Source organism: Spirosoma endbachense (genome assembly GCF_010233585.1).
GTDB classification, from domain to species: domain Bacteria; phylum Bacteroidota; class Bacteroidia; order Cytophagales; family Spirosomataceae; genus Spirosoma; species Spirosoma endbachense.
Genome location: NZ_CP045997.1, coordinates 4,960,741 through 4,980,701 on the forward strand (window position 1 = coordinate 4,960,741; position 19,961 = coordinate 4,980,701).

General features: G+C 48.5%; 13 protein-coding genes. 4 read left to right on the forward strand and 9 right to left on the reverse strand.

Going from position 1 to position 19,961, the window contains the following annotated elements; all coding sequences use genetic code 11:
- Nucleotides 1–683: 683 nt before the first annotated feature.
- The 9 genes from GJR95_RS19995 to GJR95_RS20035 all read right to left on the reverse strand — a co-directional run bounded on the left by GJR95_RS19995 (nt 684) and on the right by GJR95_RS20035 (nt 15,281).
- Entirely contained in the window at nt 684–3,278 is a 2,595-nt protein-coding gene (locus tag GJR95_RS19995; protein ID WP_162387544.1) for a penicillin-binding protein 1A, read from the reverse strand.
- A 284-nt stretch (nt 3,279–3,562) separates the two neighbouring features.
- Nucleotides 3,563–4,090, reverse strand: coding sequence for a peptide-methionine (R)-S-oxide reductase MsrB (msrB, locus tag GJR95_RS20000; RefSeq protein ID WP_162387545.1), 528 nt, complete (start codon nt 4,088–4,090; stop codon nt 3,563–3,565).
- A gap of 150 nt (nt 4,091–4,240) precedes the next feature.
- Nucleotides 4,241–5,056 carry an anti-sigma factor gene (locus GJR95_RS20005; protein WP_162387546.1) on the reverse strand — a complete coding sequence of 272 codons (816 nt, stop codon included), beginning with the start codon at nt 5,054–5,056 and terminating at the stop codon, nt 4,241–4,243.
- A complete protein-coding gene (locus GJR95_RS20010; RefSeq protein WP_162387547.1) occupies nt 5,053–5,613 on the reverse strand; it encodes an RNA polymerase sigma factor in 561 nt (186 codons plus the stop codon). Before GJR95_RS20010 ends, GJR95_RS20005 begins: the two co-directional genes overlap by 4 nt.
- Nucleotides 5,614–5,853: 240 nt before the next feature.
- Nucleotides 5,854–8,145: a GH92 family glycosyl hydrolase gene (locus tag GJR95_RS20015; protein WP_162387548.1), complete on the reverse strand. Its 2,292-nt coding sequence runs from the start codon at nt 8,143–8,145 to the stop codon at nt 5,854–5,856.
- Between the two features lie 139 nt (nt 8,146–8,284).
- Nucleotides 8,285–9,790: a RagB/SusD family nutrient uptake outer membrane protein gene (locus GJR95_RS20020; protein WP_198424868.1), complete on the reverse strand. Its 1,506-nt coding sequence runs from the start codon at nt 9,788–9,790 to the stop codon at nt 8,285–8,287.
- Between the two features lie 24 nt (nt 9,791–9,814).
- Nucleotides 9,815–13,246 (reverse strand): TonB-dependent receptor, encoded by a 3,432-nt coding sequence (locus GJR95_RS20025; protein ID WP_162387549.1) that lies wholly within the window; start codon nt 13,244–13,246, stop codon nt 9,815–9,817.
- Nucleotides 13,247–13,436: 190 nt separating this feature from the next.
- Complete coding sequence (locus tag GJR95_RS20030) at nt 13,437–14,570, reverse strand: FecR family protein (RefSeq protein WP_162387550.1); 1,134 nt, start codon at nt 14,568–14,570, stop codon at nt 13,437–13,439.
- A 111-nt stretch (nt 14,571–14,681) separates the two neighbouring features.
- The gene (locus tag GJR95_RS20035; protein WP_162387551.1) at nt 14,682–15,281 is read right to left on the reverse strand and encodes an RNA polymerase sigma factor; all 600 of its coding nucleotides are present in this window, start codon (nt 15,279–15,281) and stop codon (nt 14,682–14,684) included.
- A gap of 244 nt (nt 15,282–15,525) precedes the next feature.
- On the opposite strand from GJR95_RS20035, the gene GJR95_RS20040 reads away from it, so the two are divergent.
- The 4 genes from GJR95_RS20040 to GJR95_RS20055 all read left to right on the forward strand — a co-directional run bounded on the left by GJR95_RS20040 (nt 15,526) and on the right by GJR95_RS20055 (nt 19,955).
- The gene (locus GJR95_RS20040) at nt 15,526–16,842 is read left to right on the forward strand and encodes a gluconate:H+ symporter (protein WP_162387552.1); all 1,317 of its coding nucleotides are present in this window, start codon (nt 15,526–15,528) and stop codon (nt 16,840–16,842) included.
- Nucleotides 16,843–17,003: 161 nt separating this feature from the next.
- Nucleotides 17,004–17,627: a TetR/AcrR family transcriptional regulator gene (locus GJR95_RS20045; protein ID WP_162387553.1), complete on the forward strand. Its 624-nt coding sequence runs from the start codon at nt 17,004–17,006 to the stop codon at nt 17,625–17,627.
- A 69-nt stretch (nt 17,628–17,696) separates the two neighbouring features.
- Complete coding sequence (locus GJR95_RS20050) at nt 17,697–18,980, forward strand: TolC family protein (protein WP_162387554.1); 1,284 nt, start codon at nt 17,697–17,699, stop codon at nt 18,978–18,980.
- A 15-nt stretch (nt 18,981–18,995) separates the two neighbouring features.
- Nucleotides 18,996–19,955 carry an HlyD family secretion protein gene (locus GJR95_RS20055; protein WP_162387555.1) on the forward strand — a complete coding sequence of 320 codons (960 nt, stop codon included), beginning with the start codon at nt 18,996–18,998 and terminating at the stop codon, nt 19,953–19,955.
- Nucleotides 19,956–19,961: the final 6 nt, after the last annotated feature.

A 19,961-nucleotide genomic window follows, 5' to 3' on the forward strand; every position in this document is an offset into this window, starting at 1 on the left:
TGCACAAGTGTTATGGTTTAAGCATGTGCACTTCCGGAATTTACATCCATCAATTTATAATCGTACCGAAAAAGGCTTATTAGGCCTTCGAAAGTCAGTTTGATTCTGGAATGATCAAATTTTGTACCAAAAACCTCACTTGAGACCAGGGTTGAATAAAGAAAAAGTATTTGTATCTATCTTTTCGATAGAGGGTACCATCTTTGTTTACGGATATTTTAATGAGTAATGCATTTATAATCAGCTGATAGCTTTATGTAAATACTATAATTTGATATGCTGTTCTGTGCTCGTAGGTCATTTCCGGTAGTTGAAGTCTACAAGTATCTCGCCAGAAATAAAATTTAATTTACTACCCGTACCAAATGCCTGGTCGATTTTACAGAAATAGACTACTTACTAAATTAAATAATGGTGATCGCTTTTCATTGGCTGTACCGGTAGAATAATCCCGTATTTATCCTCCGAAATAATGGTAAGCTAATCTGATGAAGAGTAAATTACCCTTGCGATCCGTCAACGCCTGGACCGTGAAGTTCTGCTCTAATTGGACCTGCTTTTCAATAAGCTACCCCGTATAATTTGAGGTATGTGGGGCAGATGTCTTGCGAAAGTGACCTGTTTAAAACAAAAAAATGGTCCAGAATTGATTCTGGACCATTAAGAGTCAATAGCACTTCGGTTTATAGCTGAGTTCCTGTTGTGTCGGGTGGAACGGTTGGTTCTGCGGGGGCGGGTGTTGTTGGTACGAAGGTAGAATCCCCTGGTTCACCGATGGCGGTTGAGTCAGTGGCCTCCGTGGTTTCTTCGTCGTCAGACGGGCCGCAGTTCAGGTAATTCTTTGAAATCGAGAACGCTGGTTTCGGGAAAGGTCCCTGCAAACTCTTAAATTTAGGATCTGCATAGACTTTTTCCAGGAATCGACCGACAAGTGGTAAAGCTGTTTTTGCTCCTTCGCCGAGGTCCGTTGAGCGAAAGTGAATGCTCCGGTCGTCGCCACCAACCCAGGCTCCTACTACTAATTTGTCGGATACACCAACAAACCAGCCGTCGGAGTTATTGGAGGTCGTACCGGTTTTTGCGCCCATTTCATTGTGGTTTCTAAATAGCTCAAATGACCACAGGTTTTGTGATGTGCCGCCCGATTCCTGTAAGCCGCCCTGTAGCATATAGCGCATCAGGAAGGCCGACTCAGGACTTATAGCCCGTTTCGTTTTGGACGAGAACGTTTCAATAACGTTGCCATCCCGATCTTCAATACGCTGTACGATCATGGGGTCGATGGCTTCACCGTCGTTGATAAACGTACAATAAGCGCCAACAAGCTCGTAAAGCGATACGTCCGATGACCCTAGGCCGATAGATGGCACCGCATCCAGCTTGCTTTTAATGCCCATTCGATGGGCATACTGGGCCACCCGCTCCGGCGTAACCCGGTCCGTTAGTTGTGCCGTGATTGAGTTCACTGAACGGGCCAGTGCCCGGCGCAAGGTCATGTTGGAGTAGGTATAATAACCCGTTGAGTTGCGCGGCTCCCACACGTCCTCTTTTCCTTCGGCGTTGATAAACTCCTTGCGAAAGGGTCTATCCTCAATTCGGTCGCACGGACTTAAATTGACCAGAGAGTCATCGATGGCAGCCGTATAAACAAACGGTTTAAAGGTTGAACCCGGTTGCCGTTTTCCCTGCTTAACGTGATCATACTTGAAATAATCGTAATCTAATCCACCAACCCACGCCCGGATATAACCCGTGTGAGGGTCCATCGCGACCATGCCCGACTGTAAAAAATGTTTATAGTAGGCTATGGAATCATAGGGGGTCATCTGTGTAGAGTCATAACCACGCTTGTTGGTCCAACTGAAAACTCTCATTTTGTACTTCACATTTTTCATGTAGTACATGATCGAGTCGGGGTAAAGCGGCATGAAACGACGGCTGAGTGTTTTGTAGCGTTCCGTGCGCTTGGCGACCGAATCGATAAAGCCTGGCAGTTCATTTCCATCTTCGTCAGTCCACGGATTCCGGCCTCGCCAGTGGTTATCGAATGTCCGCTGCAACTGCTTCATTTTTTCACTGGTCGCATCTTCCGCGTATTTCTGCATGCGCGAATCCACAGTAGTAATGATGCGCAGCCCATCGGTGTAGAGGTCATAACCGTTTTCTTCTCCCCATTTCTTCACATAATCCTGAACGGCATTTTTCAGATAGCTGGCTGGACCAGAATACGGATTTTCGGGCGTGAAGTCCGTTCCTAACGGTAAAGTACTAATTGAGTCGGCCTGCGCTTTGGTCAGATAATTGTACTTCGCCATCTGTCCCAGAACAATGTTTCGGCGTTCTTTCGACCGTTCAGGGTTCTTAAGTGGATTGTAGCTTGTTGTTGCTTTCTGCAATCCGACCAGTACGGCTCCTTCCTGCACATTGAGGCTATCAGGCGCTTTGTTGAAAAATGTTCTGGCAGCGGTTTTCAGGCCAAACGCATTGCTGCCGAAATCTACCGTATTGAAATAGTAGGTAATAATTTCCTCTTTCGAAAAGTTTCGCTCCAGCTTAAGTGCCATCAGCCACTCTTTCGACTTGTAAATAATCTTGCGGATAAACGGAATCCGGGTCAACAGACCTGACCGGGTTTTTCGACGGGTCTTGAAGAGGTTTTTGGCTAACTGCTGCGTGATGGTCGAACCACCCCCATCGCGTCCTAATGTAAATACCGCCCGGCCAATGGCGCGAGGATCAACACCACCATGCTCGTAGAAACGCACATCTTCGGTGGCAATCAAGGCATTGATCAACTGTTTCGGAATGTTCTCGTATTTGATCGGAGTCCGGTTTTCGGCATAAAACTTCCCGATCATTACGCCATCCTGCGAATAAATCTCCGACGACTGATTCAGCTTTGGGTTTTTCAACTCCTCTACACTGGGCATTTCGCCGGTCAGGTACAAGAAATTGTAGTTGAGCATGAACACATAAAGACCCAAAGCCAGTGCTGCCGTTAATCCACCTTTGATTCCATATTTCAGGTATGGATAATACCAGGCATCCGGATCAATGTACTGATGGATAAATGAGCGCAGACGGCCGCGATAGTCGCGGTAAGCTGTGACCCATGAATTGACCCGTTCTTCACCGGCGATTCGTGCGGTTTGCCGATAGATGTGTCGACCGACTCCGCGTCTGACATCGCCAAATTGCGCCCGGCGTTGTCGAATTCGTCGCCGAAACGCTCCAAACGCGTGCCGGACGGCGCGGAATCGCTCCCTATATTCACTCATGCGTTTTAATTCGGTAAGTTCTCGGTTATGGGATGATTAGTTACGACTAGGTCGAACATTGGCTCCCGGCAAATCTACCCAACCGGCAGACCGGTCGTCGAATCATCGCCGGGCCTCAAATATAACGGATTTTCAGCCGATGTGATATACTAAAGCCCGGCTCTTAGAACAACCTGACTGATTCTGAATAGGTTATTTTTAATAAGGAAGACGGTGACAACAAGGATCATGGCTCTTCAGGCCTTTCCCTTGTTGTCACCGTCTTTTGTCGTCTTTTTGTGCCCCTATTTCTTCTCAAATGTCATGGCTACGCCGTTCATGCAGTAACGCAGACCTGTTGGCTTTGGGCCATCATCGAAGACATGGCCCAAATGGCCACCACAAACAGTACAAACAACCTCTGTCCGGACCATACCATAACTTTTGTCGCTGGCATCTTTAACCGCGTTCTTGGCAATGGGTGCATAGAAGCTCGGCCAGCCTGTGCGGGAGTCAAACTTCGTATCCGACGAAAAAAGCGGATTGTGGCAGGCTGCGCAATAAAAAACGCCATGATCATGAATATCATTTAACGGGCTGGTAAAGGCTCTTTCCGTACCGTGTTCGCGTAGAACAGCGTATTGATCAGGTGTCAGGATTTTTTTCCATTCGGCATCCGTTTTAACGACCTTCCGACCGCCCGGCGGTTTCTCATCGGCAAGGCGCTTCGATTGGTCAACTGTTTGGTTCGATGCACTGGACGTCCAGGCGCCCAGATAAATGAAGCCTGTTAATAGCCAGGCTGGCAATAACAAAAGCAGGGTATTTTTCATGAGTTGATTCGTGATAGCTGTACAAAAACGTACAGGAGTAGAGCAAATCTGGATTTCAGGTTGACAGATTACTGACAACGTTGCGAACGTTTTGAACCGTTGGAAAATCTATCGCTGGTACTACTAAAACAATGAAAAAGAAGCTATCGTTCAGGCATCTACTGTTGCCATAGCCAACAAGGTTGTTAGTGTAGGCGTAGGGCTACCGCCCCGTTTTTCGACTGTTACAGCAAAGGCGTCGGCCCGTTCGATCGGGCGATTGAGCTGTTGAAGATACTTACTCGCGCTATTGGCTTCAAATACACCGGCATCGACCGGCTTTCCGCCTACGAGCGACCAAAGCTGATACTGCTGATCAGGCCGCAAGGGAGGAAGTGATCGGACCTCAACGGCTACCTGATGGGTTTTAGCATTCCAGAATACCAGCATATCACCATTTGGCGCTTTTTCGTTGCCACGTAATTCAAGCGTACGAGTGCCTGGTTGTTTAAACAAAGCCAAAGCCTGTTCATTTTCGGCCTGTCGTTCTTTGAATTGACCGATTTCCTTTTGCAGCGATCCATTCGCTGCTTGTAATTGAGCCAGAGTCTCCTGACCAGATCGTAGTTGCGACAGCAGGAAAAACGAAAAACCAAGCAGCAATAAGCCTACAGAAGCCGCAACTACCCAGGTTGTTTTGAAGGTTGGGCGATCTTTAGTAAGGTCAACAGGCATGGGCCGAATAATCGGCTCGGCAGTTTTCTCAAACGAAAGCTGAGCCATAATCTTTGATTTTAGCTCGGCAGGTGGTTCAACGCTATGTAGTAATGCGTAATTTTCTATCGAAAGACTTAATTGATCCAGTTCCTGTTGGATCTCAGGGTAAATAGACGCCAGACAGTTAACCTCACGCCGTTCCTGGTCGCTCACCGCGCCCATAACGTAAGATTCCAGGATGCCAGACGCTAAATACTCCGGTATATTCATGACTTAAATAATTGTTTTAATTCCTGCAATGCGGCACGAATTCTGGTTTTTACTGTTCCGAGGGGTAAATTCAATTCATCGGCGGCTTCTTCGTGCGTATAACCGCCGAAGTAAACCAGATCGATCAACTGCCTGCGTTCAGGCCGGAGTTGACTCACAACTTCCTTGATCCCGATGTGTTCGGGATTAGGCTGCTCAGTGTTGTGCTGACGATCAACAATATGTACGTTCTCTTCGTCGGTTCGGATTGCGTTGGAGGGGGATGGCTGCGTTTTTCTGGCACGAAGCGCATCAATTGCCGTATTACGGGCTACATTCAGCATCCACGTAAATAACCGGCCTTTACTAGGGTCGTAAGCATCAAGGTTTTTCCAGATTTTTACAAAAATGTCCTGTACAAGGTCCTGAGCGTGTTCATCGTCGCGGACGATGCGTAACACAACTCCGTAGAGAGCGGGCGAATATTGGTCGTACAGCCAATGGAAAGCCTGCTCATCGCGCCTGGTAAGCTTCTCGATTAAGACACTTTCCGATACTAAAGATGACTGACGTTTCACACAGGTATAGTTAGATGGGCCAAATATAGCAGAAAGTATAAATGAATAAGCGTTTGACCAATAAAGCAGGTAATTACCGCTCTGTAAAGAGAAGTTGTTGACTGTATTTGTTGCCGATATTTATTAGATGGTCGTATGGCAGCTTGTTGTTGTACGGCTTCAACAAACTCGTTACTCATAAACAGCCGTGGCATGATGAAGTCTTTGTGAGAAGGAGACCTCATTATGCCACGGCTTTGGTTACTTGATTTCACTCGTAGAGAACGAGTAGGGGAACTCATTTGTTTGAGTTCCCCGCTGTTTATTTGGGGTTGCCGACATGTCTATCTCAATCGTTACACCCGCTGTCAATCCCTGATGACTTAGCCAGTTTTTGGTGTATGGCTTACCATTCAGCCGCATAGCTTTGATATAGCGGTTCGACTCGCTGTTGGCCGGGGCATTAATGATAATCTGCTTTCCATTTTCGAGCATTGCCGTAACCTTTTTGAACAATGGAGCTCCCAGTACATACTGATCGGTTGCTGGACAAACCGGATAGAAACCCATAGCTGTAAAAACATACCAGGCCGAAGTCTGTCCATTATCTTCGTCACCACAGTAGCCATCCGGCGTTGGCAGATACAGGCGATTCATGACCTCGCGAAGCCAGTACTGGGCTTTCCAGGGCTCTCCGGCGTAGTTGTAGAGGTAGATCATGTGCTGAATTGGCTGGTTTCCGTGAGCATACTGGCCCATATTCGCGATCTGCATTTCCCGAATTTCGTGAATCACGCTTCGGTAGTAGCTCTCATCATATACGGGTGGCATGGTAAATACCGAATCGAGCTTGTTTACAAATTTCTCACGACCGCCCATCAAACTAACCAATCCCTGCACATCGTGGAAAACTGACCAGGTATAATGCCAACTGTTTCCTTCCGTAAACGCATCTCCCCATTTGAACGGATTAAACGGCGACTGAAACGAACCATCCTGATTTTTACCCCGCATCAGTCCAGTTTGCTTATCAAACAGATTGCGGTAATTCTGGCAGCGTTTAGCAAAGCGATCAATCTCGGCCTGAGGTCGTTTCAGGGCCTTGGCCAATTGGTAAATGGCGAAGTCATCGTAGGCATATTCCAGCGTTCGGGCGGCATTCTCATTAATTTTTACGTCGTAGGGTACATAGCCCAATTCATTGTAGAATTTAACCCCCCGACGACCAACCGCATCCATTGGACCTTCATTCTCTGAATTCTTCAGAACGGCTTCGTAGAGCGCATTGATGTCGTAACCGCGACCACCCTTCAGGTACGCATCCGCAATGACCGATGCCGAATTGGAGCCAACCATCACACTGCGCAGACCCGGACTAGCCCATTCGGGTAGCCAGCCACCCTCTTTGTAGGCATTCGCCAGCCCTTCCTGCATGTGCGCGTTCAGGGACGGATACATCAGATTCAGAAATGGGAACATCGATCGGAACGTATCCCAGAAACCTGTGTCTGTAAACATGTAGCCGGGTAACACCTGACCATTGTAGGGGCTGTAATGAACTACTTTCTGACTGGCATCGAGTTCATAAAACTTCCGGGGAAAGAGTAATGAACGGTACAGGCAGGAGTAGAAAGTTTGTGTCTGAGCGAGTGAACCTCCTTCTACCTGAATCCTGCCGAGTTCTTTATTCCAGGCTGCTTTTGCTTTTTGCTTAACCGTATCGAATGCATCGTTGCTCAGCTCTTTCAGGTTCTGTTCGGCCTGTTCGATGCTGATGAACGAAGAAGCAACGCGAGCCAGGACTTGTTCGCCTTTGGCTGTTTTAAAACCAATGGCCGCGCCCACATGATTGGACGTAAGCTCAAGTGTGTCTTTCGCCAGCTTTTTTTCATGCCACGTCTGAGCCGATGTGAATGGCTTATCGAAGTAGATGACGAAGTAATTTTTGAAGTTTGCTGGAACACCACCACTGTTTCGGGTTGTGTAGCCGATGATCTTACGTTCTTTCGGGATCACTTTGATGGAAGAGCCCTTATCGAAGGCATCGATGACAACAAAGGAGCTATCCGTTTTGGGGAAGGTAAACCGGAAACTGGCAGCCCGTTCGGTCGGTGCAATTTCGGTTGTTACATTATGGTCGGCCAGATAGACGCTGTAGTAGTAGGGTTTGGCAACTTCGGCTTTGTGCGAGTACCAACTGGCTCGTTCGTCTTCGTCGATTCGCAATTTGCCCGTCATGGGCATGAGCGAGAACTGGCCATAGTCGTTCATCCAGGGCGAAGGCTGGTGGGTCTGTTTGAATCCCCGGATTTTATCCGCCGAATACGTATAGGCCCAGCCGTTTCCCATTTTGCCCGTTTGTGGCATCCAGAAATTCATGCCCCAGGGCAGCGCAATGGCCGGGTAGGTATTCCCATTCGATAAACTTGGTTTCGAATCGGTGCCGATGAGCGGGTTTACCAACTCGACCCAGTCGGTTTTAGGGCTGGCGGGCTGAGCATAGGCAGCAACCGAAATGACTAACCAGCCCAGCAGATAAAGGTGTTTTTTCATTGTGTTTTTATATCGAATCGCAGCTTCAGGCCAAACGCTTGAATGAGCGGGAAGGTAATTCATCGCAACGTATAAAAAGCAGGGTAAACCAATCTTACTTGATTTACCCTGCCTTACTAAACAGATTGATCGACGAATTCTACCAGCCTTTGTTCTGAGTAAGCTTTTTGTTGTTGTTGATCTCATACTGAGGAATACCCCACAGCAGGTATTTCTCGGTAAATATAGCACCGCTCTCGTTTTTAAAGCCGATCGCATCTATCATCCTGTTATTGACCACATCATACACTTTCCGGGTGCGCTGTGTATCAAAATACGCCTTGTTTTCGTAGGCCAGTTCGTGGTAGCGTTCTTTCCAGATGGCTTCCCGGAACTGCTCTTTGCTTAAACCCGATAGCGGTTTAAGCTGAGCCCGCGTCCGAATTGTATTCGCCTGATCATAAGCAGCTTGTGTTGGTCCGCTCACTTCGTTTGAGGCTTCGGCATAAATCAGCATGACTTCCGGTAAACGCAGTAACGTCCAGTTCTCATCGGTATTAACATTACGATTCAGAGCGCTTTCCTTCTGGAAATACTTGTAAAGCGCATGCACGCCAAACTTAACAATCTTGGTCGAATCCGTGATGGATGGATATTCGGTGAAATAGAATTGCCGCTCCTGAGCACGCAGATCACCCGACTCGTGCGTATTGTAGAAACCTTCCGTCGGAATAATAGCACCATATTCGTCGCCATATACCGAAATTCGGGCGAAATAAGGAATGATCAATGCACTGATCGAGTTGTTCACGATACCCGTTGCATATTGGGCCTGCAAAATAAATTCACTCTGATTTTTGTGGGCATTATCGTGCAAATAGTCGTAGGACGTAAACAGCGAATAAATTTTCGAATCAAGTACTTCTTTCGCTTTCGCTGCTGACAATGCATAGTTTTCTGTTTTCTGCAATGGATAGCCAGCCATCGTCAGGTAAACACTGGCCAGCAGTGATTTAACGGCACCAACCGTAACGCGCCCCGTCTGATCAGCAACGGGAAGTCCGGCCTGTTCCGCTGTGGTCAGATCGCTGACAATTAGCTTATAGATATCTTCCTGTGAAGCCCGCGTTGGATACAGGTCGGCACTGGAGGCATCAACGGGTGTTGTAATCAGCGGCACATCACCATAGAGCCGTACCAGGTGATAGTAGAAGAAAGCCCGCATGAAATACGCCTGCCCAAGCAATGATTTTTTCAGCGGTTCATCCATCGAAATGGCCGGAATTCGCTGAATGGCCAGGTTCGCGCTTCCAATTGTATTGTAGCTGGTTTGCCAGATGGTTTTGAACGGCGGGTTGGCTGCATCAGCCGTCTGATTGATAAACTGACTATTGTAAAAGCTTTGACCCAACGTTGACGCGTGACCGTTGATCAATTCCAACGATACCCACGGCCGTTCACCGTATCCATTGTCAGTATTGAACATGCCCAAACCAGCATATAGACCATTGATAGCCGACTGCGCCTGACTGGCCGATGTAAAATAGCTGTCCTGCGTGAAGTTGGATTTGTTGACTTCCTGCAAATAATCCGTACAGCCAAACACACTGAGCATCAGCGCTCCACAGGCTATTGTCTGACTGATTGATTTTATGTACTTTTTCATACGAATTGCTGTCATTGAGTAGGATTAGAAAGAGACGTTCAGACCGGCCGTGAACACATGTGCTTTCGGATAGTCGAAGAACTGAATTCCCTGTGCAAAGGCGTTGCCGTAGGTACTTACTTCCGGATCGTAGCCTGTGTATTTCGTCAGCACAAAGAAGTTCTGCGCCGATGCGTATACCCGCAGACGGCTTAGCTTAATCCGCTGTACGAAGTCAGTTGGAAATGTATAGCCCAACACCAGGTTACGCCCCCGCAGAAACGACCCATCTTCTACTTTATACGAATCGATCTTTGTATCGTAATACACATACGACGGCCGCGCTTCGGCAATGAACGTATTCTGGTTGGTGGGCGTCCATCCATTTAACACTTCGGCGTAGCTGTTGGCCTGCCCTGTGCGATCGAGTGCCGAGTGATGCGTCAGATTTAAAATATCGTTGCCATACGAGAACTGAAGATCAACCGTCAGGTCGAGACCTTTGTAGCGCAGCGTATTACTGAACGTACCGTAGCCAGTGGGAATACCTTTGCCGGTAATAATGCGATCCTGATCATTGATTTGACCGTCGTTGTTCAGATCCAGGAATTTCAGGTCGCCCGGTTTCTTGCCGTATTTAGCCGCCTGATCGGCTTCTGCCGATCCCCAGGTGCCCGTCCGAACCAGACCGTAGAACGAGCCAACCGATTCGCCAACCCGCAGAATGTTCGTGTTGTTGAGAAACTGTGGGTCCGGGAAAATATCGTCGTTTGCGTCGCCCAGGGCCGTTACTTTGTTCTTCAGGAACGAAATATTGAAGTTCGTCGACCAGGTTAAATCTTTGTTGTCGATGTTGATCGTGTTCAGCGATAACTCCAGGCCCCGATTCTCCATGCTGCCAATGTTCTTGTAGATGCTGGCGTATCCGCTGGACAGTGGCACGGGGGCCGAAAGGAGCAGATCATGGGTCTTTTTGAGATATAGGTCGGCTTCAAGGTTAATGCGCCCTTTCAGAAAGCCCACCGATGCGCCCAGATCGTACTGTGCCGTTTTTTCCCAGCGCAGGTTTGGGTTGGCCAGTGTACCGATGATGGTTCCCGACGCACGCTGTCCACCGAAAACCGTTGTATTGGTGCTCAGCGTTGCCAGCGACTGGTACGAATTGATTTCCGAGTTCCCCGTCAAGCCATAGCTGGCGCGTACTTTCAGATCGGAGATAAGGTGACTGTTTTTCAGGAAATCTTCCTGCGATAGCCGCCAGGCCACCGCTGCCGATGGGAAAAACGCATATTTGTTGTTGGCCCCAAAGCGCGACGAACCATCGTAGCGACCCGTTGCCGTTACGAGGATTTTGTCTTTGTAATTGTAGTTACCACGAGCGAAGTAAGACGCCATCTGGTAGGCATTGTACGACGACGTAGGCGGCAATGGATTGGCACTAACGCCCAGGTTATAGTACTGGTAGTAATTGTCCGGCAGACTTTCGACCCCTGAAAACCATTGCAGGTAGGTGTATTTCTGCAACTCGGCACCCGCCACAACATTGATCGAGTTCGATGCGTCGATCTGTTTGTTGTAGGTCAGGTAGTTCTGCCACTGCAAAAATTTGGTATCGTAGCTCCAGATTTCGGCATAACCCCGGAACGGGCGAGTCAGCTGAACCTGGTTGGTTTCCGAGAACGGATTGTACTGGCTGGCAATGTTGGCCCCGAACGTAGTGCGGAAGTCCAGACCCGGCATCAGCGTAATGTTGGCGTAGGTATTGGCACCAAACACCTGCTTCTTATACATCCGGTTGTCTTCGTTGGCCAGAGCTACCGGATTGTCTCCGCTTTCCATGTCAGGATAATCCTGCCGCTTACCATAGGTGCCATCAGGATAACGGATTGGTACAATTGGAATCATCTCGATCAGCATCCGGGGAATGTTGTTGCCCCCAACACCTTCGTCGGCTCGCCGTTCTTCCGAATAGCTATAGTTCAGCGTTGCGCCGACCTTCAGCCATTTCTTGACCTGGTTATCAATAACCAACCGACCGCTGTAACGCTTCAGATACGTATTTTTGATAATTCCCTGATTGTCGTTGTAGTTCAGAAACAACCCATACGTCGTCTGATCGCTGCCGCCCGTAAAGCCCAGGTTATGATTCTGACTGATCGCTGTACGGGTGGTTTCATCCTGCCAGTCGACATCATACAGGGGATTCAGGTTTGCATCGAACAGTTTTCCGATCAGGGCAGTCCGTTTGATCTTAGGATCTTTGTCGGCGTATTTACCACTAGCCCAGCCTGCCGGGTCGTATTTGGCTACATTCTGGTAGGCTAAATCTTCGAGGGCCAGAAATTCTTTGGCATTCAGTACATCGCGTTTGCGGGCAATGCGGCTTGCGCTTACGTAGGTATCGTAACTTACAGCTCCACCTTTCCGCCCTCGTTTGGTCGTTACCAGAATAACACCGTTGGCACCCCGTGTTCCGTAAATGGCCGTTGCAGATGCATCTTTCAACACATCGATCGATTCAATATCGGCTGGGTTCAGGGCGTCGATACCAGCGGCCCAAATGATACCATCGACCACATACAGTGGGTTGTTCGTTGCGTTGATCGAACTGTAGCCGCGAATCCGAATGTTTGTATTGCCACCCGGACGACCGGAGTTAACCGAAACGTTGACACCGGCAATACGACCCTGTAAACTCTGCTCGACGTTAATGGCCGGGCGCTCCAGCAACTCGGTGCTTTTTACACTCCCGACCGATCCGGTCAAGTCCGACCGTTTCTGGGTGCCGTAACCTACAACGACCACTTCGTTTAATGATTTGACATCGGGTACGAGCGAAATGTCAATAGTTGTCTGATTGTTGATGGAGACTTCCTTGGCCGTGTAGCCAATCGATGAAACAACAAGCGTTCCGTTACCGTCGGGCACGTTCAGCGTAAAAACACCTTCGGCATCGGTCACCGTACCTGTGGAGGTTGTTCCTTTTAAGAGAATGGTCGCGCCCGGAAGTGGTTTGTTCGATTCGTCAAACACGCGCCCCCAAATGGTAATCGGTGGAGCCGCTGACTCGACAGGCGGAGCATCGACTAAGGATGACAGTTTTTTCTGTGTACTGGCGTTTCGCGTCAGAATCAGTCGGTTACCGACCATTTCATACTTAAGTTGCAGGGGGCCAAGCAACGACGATAGCACCTGAGCCAGCGTTTCATTTTCGGCAGACACCGATACCTTCCGATTCGACTGGATCAGATCGGGGCTGTAGGAAAACTTCACATCGGTCAGCTTTTCAATTCGACTCAGAACATCACTTATGTTTTTGTTCGCAATCTGTAAGGTGATCTTCTGATTGAGCACATCCTGTGCGTTGCCGTCAGTAGCCAGCGAGACATTTGAAAAAATCGTGGCTAACAGCAACTGGAATAGCATTAATCGCATAACGTTCCATCCAATAAACTTGGAGAGTATGGGGTTATTCATAAATTTGAAAGGGTTTTGTTAAGAACCTGTTGACAAAATCTTCCCGGACGCCCGGTAAATCGGGCGTAGGTTTAGCGACTCCTGGGACAATACCGGAGTCAGTAATGTTGGCGCATTGCTGACTCCTCTTCGGCTTTATTCTACTGCATAGGTCTTTTTCTGGTTTTTAATTTTCTGATGGTCATGTAGTTTAAGGTTGGCAGCCGGGCCCGGAAACGGCAATGGCTAATTGCTGCATCTGGTACTCAGCTTCAATACTTTTACAGATAATCGTTAGCTTTTCGGATAGCGATTCGTCGGTTAAATCGGCCGTAAGCCGGCAGTTGCCCAGCACGTTTTTATCGTACCTGATCTTCACCCCATACACTTTTTCGAGTTCGCGGAATACGTCGCTGACCGGAGTTGCATTGAAGATGAAGTTGGTTGAGCTGGTTGACAGCCCTTTCGGAAAAACAGGTGTCGTAGCAACCACATCACGGGTGCGGATAAGCCGTGCCTGCTGACGAGCAAAAACGATTTGCTGGTTATGGGTCAGTACGATTCCATCCAGCGAAGGCGTACTGACTTTTTGCTGCTGTTGCTTATCCGTCTGCGGAAAAACGGCGACGCGGCCCGACCGAACCGTAACTACCACATCTTTATCGTCGGCGAAGGCCCGAATGGTAAAACTGGTGCCCAGCACTTTCGTTAGTAAGCCATTGGCATGGACCAGAAAAGGCCGCGATGGGTCTTTGGCCACTTCAAAATAGGCTTCGCCAATCAGATAGACTGCCCGATTAGGGCCATTAAATTTTTTCGAAAACGTAACCTGACTGCCTTTCTGGAGAATAATCGTACTGCCATCGGGCAGCGCAATCAGGCGGGGCCTATCGGTATCATTCGTTTGCTCGATGAGCGACTGATCCAACTGTGCTAACTCGTGAAAGCGTTCCTGATCGTTGCCTGCATGGCGAACGCGCAGCCACCACCAACCGAGGCTCATCATCATGGCGATGGATGCCGCAATAGCAATCCAATTGCGCCAATTCCGACGGAAGATCTTTGTGAACGGGTTCGTTGAGGGTTGAGGTGACAACTCAATTTGATTCCGGATAGCCGCCCAGATCCGTTCTTCGTCGTCGCCCTTAATTGGATGCGCGAGCGTTGATGTAGCGTCGGCAATTTGTTTAACCAGATCAATCGCCTGTTGTATGGCTTCTGCTTTTTCGGGATAGTCGGCCAGATAGGACTCCCAGTAAAGCGTTGACGCTTCATCAGGATTCTTTACCCATTGCCGAAAATAGGAGTCAGCAACAAAGTCTTCACAGCGAGAGAGTTGGGTCATAATACACGCGTTCGTCTAGATATAATAGTCGAGAGGGCGTGGTTTTAACTCATCTTTTTTGAAATTTTTTAAAAACTTCTCAATTCTTCGTAAAAAAACTGAGAATTGAGCTTACAAAAAAAGCCCAATCAGGATAAGCGTAATCGGGTGACTGGTAAATAAATCACGCAGACAGATGATCGCCCGGTTCAGGTGATTGATAACGGACTGGTGGTTGATTCCCATAATGCCTGCAATCTCATCATTACTGAAGTCGTGATAGAATGCCAGGGTAATGGCTTCCCGCTGGCGGCTGGGCAGTATTGTGATGGCTTTTTGAAGACGGGCCGATTGGTCGTTGCTTGTTTCCTGTTGCGTAATCAGAAATTCAATGGATGGTGAAAGTAGCTGGTCATCGGCTATCATATCTTCACCGTCAGTAGCCAGGAGTGGTGCATTGGTCCGTATTTTTGACAGCTTGTTGCGCACAATCCGGAAGAGGTAGTATTTGATCGTGTGCAGATCACGCAGAGTGCTCCGGCGAGTCCAGATCTCCAAAAAAACATCCTGCACAACGTCGTTGACCAGGTCATGATCGCTGCTCAGGCGTTTGCCATAAGCCAGTAATAAAGACGAGTGCGTTCGGTAAATATGTTCAAAAGCCTCGATGTCTCCCTGTTGAAAGGCATTCCAAAGACCGGAGTCATCGTCGAAAATCCTGCTTGTAGGCATGGCCAATGCTATCGTTGAGTAGGCTAAGAATAAGGCCGCAAATTTAGGAAACCCTGTAAGAAAAAAAGTATTTTTTGTGATTAGACGGTCACTATACCGGCAATATGCAATCGCTGATTAGCGGAATTCAACCGTTGTCAATGTGAAGTTGAGGAGCGGATCTGCACCTTACTAACGACTATTCTACTGTGCGCCAAGAGTATGCCAGGATAGTAAATCTAGTTTAAGCTGGTCTTTTCCCACTATGCCCCTGCTGATCACAACCCTCGCTATCATTGTTCTGATTGCTCTGATTTCGTACGTACGTTTACATACTTTCCTGTCCTTTCTGGTGGTGTCGATGGGCGTTGGCCTGGCGCTGGGTATGCAGCCACTCCCGATTCTTGAGTCGATTCAGAAGGGAATAGGGGGGACGCTTGGCTCTATTCTGGGGATTATTGCGCTGGGTGCCATGCTGGGAAAACTGGTCGCAACAAGCGGTGCCGCTCAGCAGATTGCCGTCACAATGATGTCGCTGGTTAGCCCAAAACATGCCCGCTGGGCCTTTATGGTTACGGGCTTTATTGTTGGCCTGCCGCTATTTTACTCGGTTGGGTTTATGTTGCTGACTCCGTTGGTGATTACAGTCGCTTATCGATACAAACTGCCAGCGCTTTACATCGGCTTGCCAATGCTGGCTTCGTTGTCGGTTACGCAGGGGTACTTACCGCCCCATCCGGCTCCCCTGGCGATTCTTAAGCAGTTCAATGCCAATATGGGATTGACGCTCTTTTACGGAATCATCGTTTCCATACCGGCTATTCTGATTTCAGGTGCCCTGTTTGGGTCGACGCTTAGACGCTACACAACGCTGCCCAACAAAGCGTTTATGGCGGCTGAACTGACCGATGAACAGATGCCTTCGGTAACGGCCAGCTTCCTGACGGTTTTACTGCCGATTCTGTTAATTGGCCTGAGCACCGTTTTTAGTCCCTTTCTTCCCGATGGTTCTGTGAGTAAGCAGGTGTTGATGACACTTGGCGAACCGATTGTAAGTATGCTGCTCTCGGTGCTGGTTGCGATTGGTACGCTGGGCATGCAGCGCGGCAAATCAATGCTGGAAATCACGACGCTTCTGGCCGATTCGGTCAAAGAAATAGCGATGCTTTTACTGATTTTTGGCGGAGCTGGTGCGCTCAAACAGGTTCTGACAGATGGTGGCGTGAGCCAGAACATCGCTGATCTGATGCAGCATTCGACTCTGCACCCGTATGTGCTGGCCTGGAGCATGGCTGCTATCATTCGGGTGTGCGTTGGCTCATCGACCGTATCGGGCATCACAACGGCCGGATTTGTGGCACCTCTACTGAAAGCATCCGGAGTTGAGCCTAACCTGATGGTACTGAGTATTGGCGCCGGAAGCATGATGTTTTCGCACGTCAACGACACGGGTTTCTGGTTGTTTCGCGAATACTTTCAATTGTCAATGGCCGATACCTTGAAAACCTGGTCGGTTATGGAAACGCTCGTATCGGTGGCCGGGCTGGCGGGTGTGATGGCATTAAGTCTGTTTATCCATTAGATGCTGCGTCGATGACCTTTGGATAAATGAGCACATTTGGTTTTAAAATATTTTTTTAAAAATGTTTTTAATTGCTAACCTTTGTGCTGACAAGGCCAGCAAGCCTGCGAAAATTAAGCTTTATAGCCCTTTCTGGGCAGTGATCAGGAAGGCCAGACTGTATGGAGAAATCGGCCAATAACGCGCTGGACGGCACAACGGAAGAACGGATCAAGGAGGTGGCCCGTAAGATGTTTACGCAAAAGGGGTATGCTGCCACTCGTGTGAAAGATATTGCGGAGGAAGCCGGAATGAACATTGCGCTGCTCAATTATTACTTCCGAAGCAAAGAAAAGCTGTTCGACATCATTATGGCGGAGAATATCCAGCAGATTGCTGGCTCCATCAAGCAGATTATGATGGATCCGAAAACGTCACTCAGCGAGAAAGTACAGAAGATCGTTACGTTTTATATTGATCTGTTTACGAATGAGCCCGAACTGCCGCTGTTTGTTTTCCGGGAAGTAACCGCGAATCCTGACAAACTAGTGGATATTGTAGGTAGAAAGCAGATCACACAGTCGTATTTTTTTAAGCAGTTACAGGCCGAACTGGATGCGCATGAAATCAGTATGCATCCAATGCAAATTATGATGAGCATCATGAGCCTGGTGGTCATGCCTTTTATTGCACGGCCTCTTGTTCAGGTAATCGCCAATCAGGAACCGGCCGAGTTTTATGCCTTAATGCAGGAGCGTAAACGGTTGATACCCTTATGGATTAGCGCGATTTTAAAGGCCAGTTAAATTTTTTTTGCCCAGGTGTTAAAAATATTTTTAAAAATTAATTTTAAGTCAATTTGAACCGGCTTAATCATGAAAAAGATAAGCATGTTGGTAGGCTTGTTGACCATTCCGGTTGGCTTGTTGGCTCAGGCAGGCCAGTCACTGACGATCGAGGACTGCTATACGCTGGCTAAACAGAACTATCCGCTCATTAAACAGCGGGCGTTGATTCAGAAGACCAGCGCGTATTCGGTTGAGAATGCTGCAAAAGGATATCTGCCCCAACTGACACTTTCGGGCCAGGCCACCTATCAAAACCAAACGGTTGATTTCTCCGAATCGGCACTGGGTGCTGTAATACCGCCCAATGTTGCCTTGCCTAAAATCAGTAAGGATCAATACAAGGTCACGGGTCAGGTTGATCAGCTGATTTATGATGGTGGAGCGATCAAATACACCCAGGAGGCTCGGCGGACCGATGCTGCCATTCAGGAGCAGAATCTGGAGGTCAGCCTCTATGCGCTTCGGGAGCGGGTCAATCAATTGTTTTTTGGGATTGCCCTGATCGATGAGCAGCTCAAACAAACCGATTTACGAAAAGCCGATATTCAGAGTGGAGTCGATAAAACACAGGGCGCACTCACCAACGGAACCGCTTTCCGGAGTAGCCTGAATGAACTGAAAGCGGAACTGATCCGGGCTGATCAGGCGACTACCGAACTGAAAGCCTCCCGACGGGCCTACGTAACGATGCTGGGTGCTCTAATCAATCAGCCGCTGAACGACAGTACGGTATTTGTCAGGCCGCAGCCCATTACGCTTTCAGCCCAGGTAAACCGACCGGAGCTGACGTTGTACGAAAATCAGAAACGGATTTATGACGTACAGGAAAAGCAATTACAGGCCGCTTACCGGCCAAAAGTCAGTGCTTTTTTTCAGGAAAACTATGGCCGCCCAACCTTCAATATCATCAATAACACCTTCGATTTCTTCTGGATTGGGGGTATCCGGCTGAATTGGGCACTGAGTAGCTTATATACCACGCACCGCAACGATGTGCAATTACTGGCAATCAATCGGCAAAACGTGGATATCCAACGGGAAACGTTTCTGTTCAACACCAACCTGTCATTGGCTCAGCAGAGTTCGGACGTGCAGAAATATCAGGATTTAATCGCTCAGGACAATCAGATTGTTGACTTACGGGCATCCGTCAAGAACTCGGCCAATGCCCAACTGCAAAATGGAGTCATTACGTCTCACGATTACATCAATCAGGTGAATGCTGAAAATGAAGCCCGGCAAAACCTTATTCTACATCAGATTCAACTGCTACAGGCCCAGTATACCCATAAAAACACATCCGGAAATTAAACCAGTGTCGAACCGATGAAACTCCTTACAATCCTGATCATTACAACGGCCATCGGGCTGGCATCGTGTCAGAACAATGAACCTGATTATGATGCATCCGGCAATTTTGAGGCCGATGAAATTATCGTATCTTCTCAGCAGAACGGCCAGATTTTAACGTTTTCGCCCAACGAAGGGGATGTACTTAAGGCCGGTCAAACGGTTGGTCAGATCGACGTAACCTCCGCCAAACTTCAGAAAGAGCAGGTGCAGGCATCGATGCAGGCACTGAGAGAGCGAACCACCAGTGTACGGCCACAGGTTGAGCTAACCCAGCGACAGCTCGCCGTTCAGGAGGCCCAGCTTAAGCAGCTGGTACATGAGCGGACCCGAACCGAAAATCTGATCAAAGCGGATGCGGCTACCCAAAAGCAGTTAGACGACCTCAATGCCCAGATCGATCAGCTGCAAAAACAACTGGACGTAACCCGCCAGCAAATCAGGGTCGCCGAAACCAATAATGCGTCGCAAAATCGGGGCGTTTTGAGTGAACAGGGTTCGCTGGCGAAGGCCGCTGAACAATATGAAGTACAGGTGCAGAAAGGCCAGATTGTCAATCCTGTGAAAGGAACCGTATTGACCAAATACGCCTTTGCGGGCGAAATGGCCACGCTGGGTAAGCCGTTATACCGGATTGCCAATACCGATACCCTCAACCTTCGAGCCTACATCACGGGTACGCAGCTACCCCAGGTGAAGGTCGATCAGTCGGTTACGGTACGGATCGATAATGGCGAAAAAGGATTTAAAGAATATCCGGGTACAATTTCCTGGATTTCAACCAAATCGGAGTTTACGCCCAAGACTATCCAGACGAAAGATGAACGGGCCAATCTGGTCTATGCTACCAAAATACGCGTCAAAAATGACGGCTACCTCAAAATCGGTATGTATGGCGAAGTGATTCTGGATTCGAATATACCCAAAACGAACTGAGTAATC